This is a genomic window from Frigoriflavimonas asaccharolytica (assembly GCF_013294015.1).
Lineage (GTDB): Bacteria > Bacteroidota > Bacteroidia > Flavobacteriales > Weeksellaceae > Frigoriflavimonas > Frigoriflavimonas asaccharolytica.
Genome location: NZ_JABSNO010000042.1, coordinates 1 through 9,983 on the forward strand (window position 1 = coordinate 1; position 9,983 = coordinate 9,983).

Annotated in this window: 8 protein-coding genes; all 8 read left to right on the top strand. The window is 29.4% G+C overall.

Annotated elements, in window-relative coordinates; genetic code table 11:
- The first annotated feature begins 187 nt into the window (after positions 1–187).
- On the top strand, positions 188–1,477 hold the full coding sequence (locus HNQ03_RS15500) for a hypothetical protein (RefSeq protein WP_173780607.1): 1,290 nt from the start codon (positions 188–190) through the stop codon (positions 1,475–1,477).
- A gap of 5 nt (positions 1,478–1,482) precedes the next feature.
- Positions 1,483–2,127 carry a hypothetical protein gene (locus HNQ03_RS15505; protein ID WP_173780608.1) on the top strand — a complete coding sequence of 215 codons (645 nt, stop codon included), beginning with the start codon at positions 1,483–1,485 and terminating at the stop codon, positions 2,125–2,127.
- 5 nt (positions 2,128–2,132) lie between these two features.
- On the top strand, positions 2,133–2,552 hold the full coding sequence (locus HNQ03_RS15510; protein ID WP_173780609.1) for a hypothetical protein: 420 nt from the start codon (positions 2,133–2,135) through the stop codon (positions 2,550–2,552).
- 245 nt (positions 2,553–2,797) lie between these two features.
- Entirely contained in the window at positions 2,798–4,477 is a 1,680-nt protein-coding gene (locus tag HNQ03_RS15515) for a peptidoglycan DD-metalloendopeptidase family protein (RefSeq protein WP_173780610.1), read from the top strand.
- Entirely contained in the window at positions 4,470–5,564 is a 1,095-nt protein-coding gene (locus HNQ03_RS15520) for a hypothetical protein (protein WP_173780611.1), read from the top strand. The genes HNQ03_RS15515 and HNQ03_RS15520 overlap by 8 nt, the downstream gene beginning before the upstream one ends.
- Positions 5,565–5,626: 62 nt before the next feature.
- Entirely contained in the window at positions 5,627–8,011 is a 2,385-nt protein-coding gene (locus HNQ03_RS15525; RefSeq protein WP_173780612.1) for a hypothetical protein, read from the top strand.
- Between the two features lie 359 nt (positions 8,012–8,370).
- Positions 8,371–9,342, top strand: coding sequence for a hypothetical protein (locus HNQ03_RS15530; protein WP_173780613.1), 972 nt, complete (start codon positions 8,371–8,373; stop codon positions 9,340–9,342).
- 59 nt (positions 9,343–9,401) lie between these two features.
- Complete coding sequence (locus tag HNQ03_RS15535; RefSeq protein ID WP_173780614.1) at positions 9,402–9,893, top strand: lysozyme family protein; 492 nt, start codon at positions 9,402–9,404, stop codon at positions 9,891–9,893.
- Positions 9,894–9,983 lie beyond the last annotated feature (90 nt).

Consider the following 9,983-nt stretch of genomic DNA (forward strand, 5'->3'; position numbering starts at 1 on the left):
ATTCTTAAAAAAAATCGGAATAGATATGTCGGATAAAGAGTCCTTAAATTAAAATTCAATTAGAAAAAAGTGTCCAGTTATTTGCGTTTAAGACAGAAAAGTAAGTTGTGATTTTAGAAAAAAACTAGTTCAAATAGCAAAAAATTTAGGTCTTCCTCAAGAAAATAACGAAGGAGCAAATCGATTAATGGCTGTTATGGCATTGGAAACAATGGGGACATTTGATCATACATATGATAATAAAATGGGTTATTATGGACTTATACAATTTGGAACTGATGCAGCTGCAACAATAAAAACAACAACTTCTGCACTAATCGCAATGTCTGCAGTTAAACAATTAGATTATGTTGAAAAACATATTGCGCAAAAGAAAGACAAAATCAAAAATTTGACGGATCTATATTTAAGTATATTATTACCAAATTTAACTGGAAAAGGAAATGAAGAGACTTATGTGCTATGGACAAATAGCAGACAAGCATATTATAATAATCCTGCTTTTCATAAGGAAAAAGGGGAATGGGAAAATAAGGTAGATTCTGGTAAAAAAGACAAAAAAGGGAATATAATTTACAAAAGGGGCTTTAATAAAAATGTAGAAGCTAAAACTTATATGTGGGAAGTAACAAAAGAAATTGAAAATTGGTATGAGAGAGGAAAAAAAGAAAAGACGGAAAAGTTTGAATGTGGGTTAAATAGTAATTCTCAAAATGATTTAAATGCAAAAGATGTAATTACCTACCATATTTATGACAATGGAACAATTGAAAAGCATATTCCTAAAATTATAAAAACTGGTTTTGAAAATAAATACAAATATATTTATCATGACGTTTCCAATTTAGAGCATGAAATTTGTGTTGCTGAGTGGCATACCACTACAAAAAAATTAAAAAGTAAGAAAAAGTTTTATTCAAAGCCAACTCATCAAAAAATTATAAGCGATGAAAACGTGGTAGAAGGACAGACTAGAAGAAGAGTAATCTACGAAAACGGAGATATTGCTGAATATGGTTCTAATCGAGGAGATACATTTTGGAGATTATATGTAGCCACTGCAGAAGAAATTGAATTAGTAAAAATGCCAGAAAATAGTAAATATGTTAAATACAGTTTTTCAGGTACTAAACGTATTTATACTGGCCCAAATTACTTTGCAGGTTTTATTGGAGCTTTGGCTAAAACGGGTTTTTCAATAGTTACAACTGGTTCATGTTTTAAATATGGTTCTTGTTTTCCTAGCCAACTTCACGTTAATGGAGAAAGTATAGACACTATTTACTTATGGAATTTGGAACAAGATCAAAAATTTATAAATACTATGAAGTTTTTTCATTATGGGGAAAGAAAAGTTGGAAATGATGCTTATTTCAAAAAATTAGAAAACACTTCAGACGGAGGTGACCTACATGATGATCATTTACATAGTGGTAATTTTGATTCAACAAAAGTTCAAATAATCAAAGAAAAATAAATTAAATGAAAAATTACATCATAATTTTATGTTTTGTCTTCACATCATGTGGAAAAATTGAAATTCAATCAAATGAAAATAATAAATTAAAATATGACACTGTCCAAAATAAAGAGTTCGTAGAGATAGGAAATAAAAATTTACCACTGACCGTTTTTCCTAAAAAATGGTATGTTCAAGCTGATGAGGAAGAAATTTCAATGAGTAAAAAAGATTCTGTAAATCAGAATAAGATGGAACAGTTAGATTTTTTTGACGAAGTACATGGTAAATTAATTAGTACAGATATGTATACAATGTTCCTAATTGATAAAAGTAAAAATGAAAAATTAGATTCCTTGTTTTTAATAAATTCATTTTCAATTTCAAATAAGGAAATTTTTTATGTTAAGTACTATAAATCATTAGACGATACAAATTACGATTATCCCCCTAAAGAAAAAAATATTGACATTCTAATATTTACAGAGAAAAAGTTGAGAAAGAGAATACCAGTTTATTCAAACAAAAGTTATCCGTATGCAGTTGAAAAGAAGGTTGGCTACTTAAATAAATTAGGAATATTGCATGTAAAAACTTTTGAAATTCAAGAAGAAGGAGTTATTTATGTAAAAGAAGAAACAATCGATTGTAGAGAATATCTAAAATAAATAGTATGTTTAAAAAATTATTTACGCTAATATTCAGCATTTTATTAATTACAATAAATGCACAAAAATTAACAATTTGCAGTAAATATAAAAATGATTTGTATGAAATATTTAATGGTAAATACCAAAAAGATTTATGCACCACAACAAATGATTTTGGTTTTGCTGTTTGTGAGTTATATACACTTCAAATTTCTGAAAAATATATTATCCTAAATATTGATGGACAGAATATCGAGAAGGAATTAAAATTATTTTCAACTAAAATAAACAAAAATTCTTACCAGATTTTTGATGAAAATTTTAATAAGATAGGAATGATTTACATCGTGAAAAATACATTTTATTTCAACTATAAATATTATTTAAAAAACGCAGATGAAAAAAAAATAAATATAGGGTATAAATTCAATAAAATCGAATAAAGTAAAAGTATTTAAGGTAAAATAAAAGAATTTTTTTTTAATCCTAGTTCGTAAATTTAATTGGAATTAAAGAAATATGATGTCCTTATTATTAAGAACGAAATTTCCATCAAAGTGATCATAATGATCATTTACATTCATGCTCTAATGAAATTGCTGATGAAATATTTGAAGATAAAAACTGGGCGATAGATCCAGAAGCAACCGAATTAAAAAATACAGGAACAGTAGCAGAAGACGGAACTTTGGTTACCGAAGTAAGTTGGGGCAAATTGAAAGATGCCAAGCAAAATAAGAAAACTAAGAAATATTATGCTTGTATCTACGATGAAGACGATGGTAAGCTTTTAGATGGAAGCGATTCTGATACATTATGTACCGTACCATTGATACCACAAAGTATTTTGAAAAAAGAAGTGAGTTATGTGGGAGCTGTTACAGCTAATAGTGAAGAGGTGCAATTGCAGAGTAATGAAAAATGTCCAAGATGTGAGGATGAGATTACTTATGAACAAGTAAAACAAATTTTCCCAGGAGCTGCAAAAAATGCCTCTTTAGCTAAACTTTTGATAAAAGAACTTAATGAAATAAGATTACAATATGAAATTAACACCTGCCAAAGAAAAGCCCATCTCATTACTCAAATGGGTTCTGAAACAGAATTTAGAACTTTACTTGAGGAGATTGGAGACTATAGTGTTTCTACATTAAAAAAACTTTTTGGGTATTTTTCACGTCATCCAAGAGAGGCAGAATTGTATAAAGGAAATATTTATGAATTATCTATTAGAGCTTATGGTTTAAGAAAGGTTGATAGTGAAAGGGATATTATTTCTTGCGCAATTTCGAAAAATAAAAATACTTGTAATGATTTAGGAAATGAAACTAAAGAGGATGGATACAAATATATAGGTCGAGGACTTATTCAATTAACTGGAAAATATAACTATACTAATATAAATAAGGAATTCCAAAAGGCTTTCCCAGGCAAAGGAAATTTAATTTCTAGTCCTGAATTACTAGAGCAACCAAAGTATGCAGTAATGTCGGGATTAAGTTATTGGATAAATAGCAATCTAGACAGTAAGGCAGATGATGGAACCTCAGATAATGTTGTAGATTCAATAACAAGAATTATTAATAAAAATCTTGATGAAAGTCATTATGCAAAACGTCGAAATTCCTTTAAAAAAGCTATTGATGCTTTTAGACTTAATGAATGTACTCCTGTTGAAAATTCAATTTCAGACGGGAAATGGCACGACCCAGTAAATAACCCAAAGTGTACGCTATATATGCAAAGTGGTGGCGGTGACGAATTTGGGAAACATTGGGGATTATTTGGAAAAACAAGAAACGGCTCTGAACATCATGGTTTAGATTTATTCGCAACTCCTGGTACGTCTATATTTTCTTGCGTAAAATGTGAAGTTTATGATGTAATAACGGATGGTAATATCCCTAATGGGTATGGAAAACAGTTGTTTCTCAAGGTTTTGGACAAGGAGACTTTTTTAAATCATTATAAAGAATATGTAAGATTATATCCTGAGTTTGAATACAATAAAATTGGACAATTCTCTAAAGATAACGATATTGTATTACATTATGCACATTTAAGAAAAATCTATGTAAAAAAAGGATGGATCATTTCTAATGTTGACATTCCAATTGGAGAAACTGGTGTGTCCGGAGTAACCAAAGCTGGATTAAGGGATGGAACATCAGCGCCTCATCTACATTTTGAGATCAGAAATAAAGATACAAAAGATAGAATTAATCCAGGATTTTTTACAGATTTTAAAAACTTTAAAACAATGAGTGAAATTGAAAAAAATGAGCAAGGAGATATAGCCGAAAAAGGTAAAATAAAAGAGTTTTTAGGGCAGACAGACACTTATAAAAAAGAATTAGATTATGAATAAAATAAAAAATTTAATATTAGTAATATGTGTTCTATTTTTAAATTGCCAAGAAAAGAAAGTTAACAATAGCTTGGTTAATAAAAATAGTGATATAACTTCAAATCAAATTATATATAACGAAATTTCTTTTGATTTAAAGTATTTGCAAAGTGAAAATAACATTGAATCGTATAAATTACATCACTATAAATTGATGTTAAATGCTAAAAATGAAAAAGCAGAAATTGTTATAAACAACAAATTCTATCCTGTAAATCTGAATTTCACTTATGATACTGATTCGGATGATGCAATATCTAAAATCAAAATTTTTCGAAATTCCAAAAGCGACGAAATAATTTTTATTCCTACTTTCGGATCTAATGATGAATATACTTATCAATTATTATTATTGAAGAATAAGATTGTGTATGAAAACATAATTAGTTTTTCGGCACTTACAAATTCGCCTTCGCCAAAAAAAATTCAAATAACTGAAGAAAATAATTCATTTAAGTTTAACATAGATGACATTAATCTAATGACTGTTTTTAGAAGACAACTTATAAGCTCCGAAATAAAAATGCAGAAAGAAGTTGATTCTGAGGAGGTAAGTGAAGAAACTATTTCGACAAATAGAAAAACTATAGACAGTTTACTTTTTGATTTTAATAATGATCAAAAAATTGATAAAGTTTTAATACAAGCTCATCCTAATGAGAATAAAGCGTTTGGCAATGAATATTTCGACAATATTAATTCGTATTTTAGAACAATTGTTGTGATGAGAGGAGAAAAAAATAATAGTTTTACTCAAATTGCAAGTAATAGAAATATTGTCCCTTGTTTAAGATGCAATGAACCAATGAATTCTTTTTCAGAATTTAAACGTATTGGCAATAATTCATTTTCAGTAGAGGTAATTCAAAAATCAAAAGAAACTATTTATCATTTAGTTTTCGAGTGGAAGGGAGATGGTTTCTATTTAAAGCAACTTGGTCAACAATATTTTAATGATGAAAAATTTAAAAATATAAAATTAAATTATAGTATCAAATTTACCGAATTTGATATTAATAAACTTTCGATTTATGATAAGAGTAATTGAATAGATGTAAGATTGGAAATGTGGTAAGGCCAGGAACCACAATGACGTTCCAGATAAGCAAAATGAGGTACGGTTTCTTACCAGATGATCCAGATTATAATATTACTACAGAAGAAAGCGCGGAAATAAAATGGAATCTTGATGGTATTCTCTTAGGAACAGGAAATAGCATTACAATTCCGGGCAATAAACTGATGGCAACCAAAAAATACGTAATAGAAGCATACAGCAAAACCGCAAATGCTACGGGAAAAGGAGCAAAAAATGAAGAAGACGATTGGCATTTTGAAGTGAAAAACAACGATGTACTAAGTTTCTCGTTAAGCGGAAATCCCAAAGTAGGCAAACCTATCACTGCTACGGTAGATAAAATGGTTTTTGCAGACCTGCTACCAAATGAAACTATTCATTGGACAGCACCACTATTGAAAAGTACAGGAAAATCTGTAAAAATGACCCCAAAAATTGCAGCGAAATTTAATGTGACCTGCAAAATTAATTCTGAAACAGGAGTTTTAAAAGATATAGATGTTTTGGTTGCAAAAATAACCAAGGGCTTTTGGAATGATTTCGGTGGAAGCGAAATAAGCAAAGCAAGTTGGGGGCAAAAAGTGGATTTCTGTTTGCAAGGTGAAAACCTGGAAGGCGAAGAGATAGAATTGCACATCTATGATGATGACACTAAACCTTTTGATGATGACGATTTTGGCTATTCTGGTAAGATGATAGGTTCCAAAGACAAAAATTATGCTTCTAAAAGAATAGACCTCAATCCTGCAATAGCCGATAAAACTACTAATTATTTATCTTCAGAAGTGAAGTTGTATGGCAAAGCGAAATTAGTTGGTTTTGAAAACAGTGAATTAAAAGACATCACGCCCTTAGAAAAAACGAGCAAATATTTAACCGTCAATAATAAAGAGGAAGTTTACCGAGCAATAATAGGAGACAAAGATGGCAGACATAGACATAATCCTGTGGATTATGATATGATCAGTTTTGTTTATGCAAATACTACTTATCCAAAAGGCACAAAAATGATTGTAAAGATCTTTGAGGTAAAAGAACTTAGAAAAGATGCAACACCATTTGACAAAGAATGTGAAGAATTAGAAAGTACAGGAACAGTAGCAGAAGACGGAACATTAGTAACCGAAGTGAATTGGGGCAAACTAAAAGATGCCAAACAAAATAAAAAAACAAAAACCTACTATCCAGAAATATTTGATTCGAAAGATAATTTACTTTTAGATGGAAGCGATTCCAATACATTATGTACCGTACCATTGATACCACAAAGTATTCTTGCCAAAGATGTAAGTTATGTCGGCGCTGTCACAGCTGATAGTGAAGATGTGCAATTGCAGAGTAATGGAGAATGTGTTTGTAAGCAATATGACTTGGTTTGGGGAAATAAAGTGAATTGTGCTTTCAGAAAAAAGGTTATAGAAATTTCGAAAAAGCTTCAACTTCCTCAAGAAAAAAATGAAGTCGCCAATTGGTTAATGACAGTAATGGCTCTTGAATCAAATTATACTTTTAGTCCTAAAATTGGAACTTTTGGTGACAAGCCTGATGAAACTAAAAGATTTAGATATGTTGGATTAATTCAATTTGGTGGAGATGCCGCAAGTGATATTGGAATTACAAGAACTGATCTAATGGCATTGACAGCCGAAAAACAATTAGATTATGTTGAAAAATATTATTTACAAAAGAAATTTGATAAATTATTAGTAAGCAGAACTGCACTATATCTTGCTGTCAACTATCCGAATTCTACAATTCATGCTGCAGAAAAAGATTATGTTGTCTATAATAGTTCAAAGGCCGCATATGATTCTAATGATTTATTTAAAAAAGAAAAACACGAATATAAAATTGTAAACGGTAAAAAAGTATATCCAGATGAAGTTGAAGGATCTACATATGTTTGGGAAATGGAGCAGGCTTTAGAGGAAATTGGAAATGCTGGTAAATCTAAAAAAGCTACAGAATTTGAATGCGGTATTAACGTTTCTTCAAATGGTGAAACGAATGCAAATGATATTACCACATATCACATCTATAGCGATGGAAAAATAGAAAAACATATTCCAAAATTAATTAAAGAAGAATATAAGAAAAAATATAAATATGTTTATCATGATACGCAAAATGTTGAACATAAAATTTGTATTGCAGAATGGCATACCACTAAAGAAAAAGGAGTTGGACAAGTTTATAAAATAAAACCTACACATTCTAAAGTGATTTCAGATAATATTGTTTCAGAAGGAAATACTTCCAGACGTGTAAAATATGAAAATGGAGATGTCGCAGAATATGGTTCACATCCAAAAAAAGGAATAATTTGGCTTTTATATAAAGCAGGGAAAAATGACGTAGAATTATTGAGAATGCCCAACAGTTTAAATTATAAAAAAGATAATATTTACATCTCTTAAGACTTTACCAATACTCATAGAAGATTTACTGGTGTAAATGCTTTTGCTGGTTTTATTGGATATCTTGCTAAATCGGGATATAAATTAAAGACTTCTGGAAGTTGCTTTTCAGAAGGATCAAGTTTTCCAAGCCAAGAACATTGTAACGGTCGTAGTGTAGATACTTATTATTTAAAAGACGTTAATCAAGATCAAAAAGTAATTGACAGTGCAATATTTTTTCATTTTACAGAAGTATTAACAGGAACTGATAGTTATTGTAAAAAATTAAAAAATGCTGGGAATGGAGGAACGCTTCATAATAGTCATTTACATTCTGGAAACTTCGATAGTAGTGTTGTTAAAATTAAAATTGAATAATGAAAAACATAATAATCTTGTTAGCTTTTTTAAGTGTTTTTTCTTGTAAAAAAGCACAAAGTGATAGTGAAAATCTAATAACATCTAAAGAAATTATTGTAAATAAAGAATGGAATGGAGATTCAATAATTTCGAATTTAAATTTCATAAATACTATTAATTCTTCATGTAAACTTAATGGTACTTATTTTGAAAGATCAGAAAAGCAAGTCGTAAAAGATTATGCAAAATGTGCATTATCTAAAATTATGTTTGACTATTCAAAATTAGATTCTATAAAAAGTGATGTATTAATTGGAAAACAAGCCTCGTTTGCTATATTTATAAAAAAAACAATTCCACTAAACAAAGGCGAAGCAGATCTTTACAGTCAAACTACTTTATATGTAAAAAATGAAAAGTCGGTTTCGGATTCTTTAATTATACATCAATCACTTAATTTTTCAGAAGCATTAACGGTATTGACAAGATATTATTATATCGATCATGATAAAATATATTTACTTGATATTGCAGAAGATGAATCAGGATCAAGTGTGAAAAAATGGGAAGAGTATAGAATTAACTTCAAAACTGGCAAAATAAAATTGATAAAAGAAAAGAAGTTTGTTGATGAAGTCAATCCAAGTACTATTTCTCAATCCGATGATAATTACTGGAAAGGTGTTTACTATTTTGAGGCAACAAATCGAGATGATGCTAAAACAATTTTTGATATTACTATTAATTCTCTGGAAGATATTTTAGTTAAAATAAATGATGATGACGCAAAAGAAACATATCTTAATATTAAAGCCGAAAAAATAAATCCAGATAAAATCAAAATAAAATATGATTCTTCTGAAAATGAAATGGGAATTATTTATATTGAAAAAAGTGGTTATAATTATTTTATCTCTGGGAATCCAATATATTTTATTAATCCTGGAACTAATGAGGGAGAATTAGTAAAAAAGAAGTTACCGAATTAAAAAATACAGGAACAGTAGCAGAAGACGGAACATTAGTAACCGAAGTAAATTGGGGTAAATTGAAAGATGCCAAGCAAAATAAGAAAACTAAAATCTACTACCCGGAAATTTTTGATGCGAAAGATAATTTACGTTTAGATGGTAGCGATTCTGATACATTATGTACCGTACCATTGATACCACAAAGTATTTTGAAAAAAGAAGTAAGTTATGTGGGAGCTGTTACGGCTGGTGGAGAAGATGTGCAGTTGCAGAGTAATGAAAGTGGTGTTTGTGAGTGTGAGGCAAAAGTGAGAGCTTTCATGAGAATGTTACGGGTGAAAGAAGATACTGTTGGAGATATAGGATACGAAACAATTGTAGGAGGAGAATCATTTATAAAAGATCATGGAAAAGACTGGAGCACACCCCCTAAAATATCTGTAAAAATTAAACGTATTAACAATACTTCAAATGCCGCGGGAGCTTATCAAATGATGGGGAATACTTATGATGAAAGTAAAAAACACCGTATAGAATACGGTATAACTGACTTTAGTAAAGAAGTGTAGGCTCCCCCAAAAACAGTACAATTTAGAAGTATAAAAATACTAACTTTAAATTGTAAAAAATATTATGAAAAGAAGCAGATTTAGTCCGGA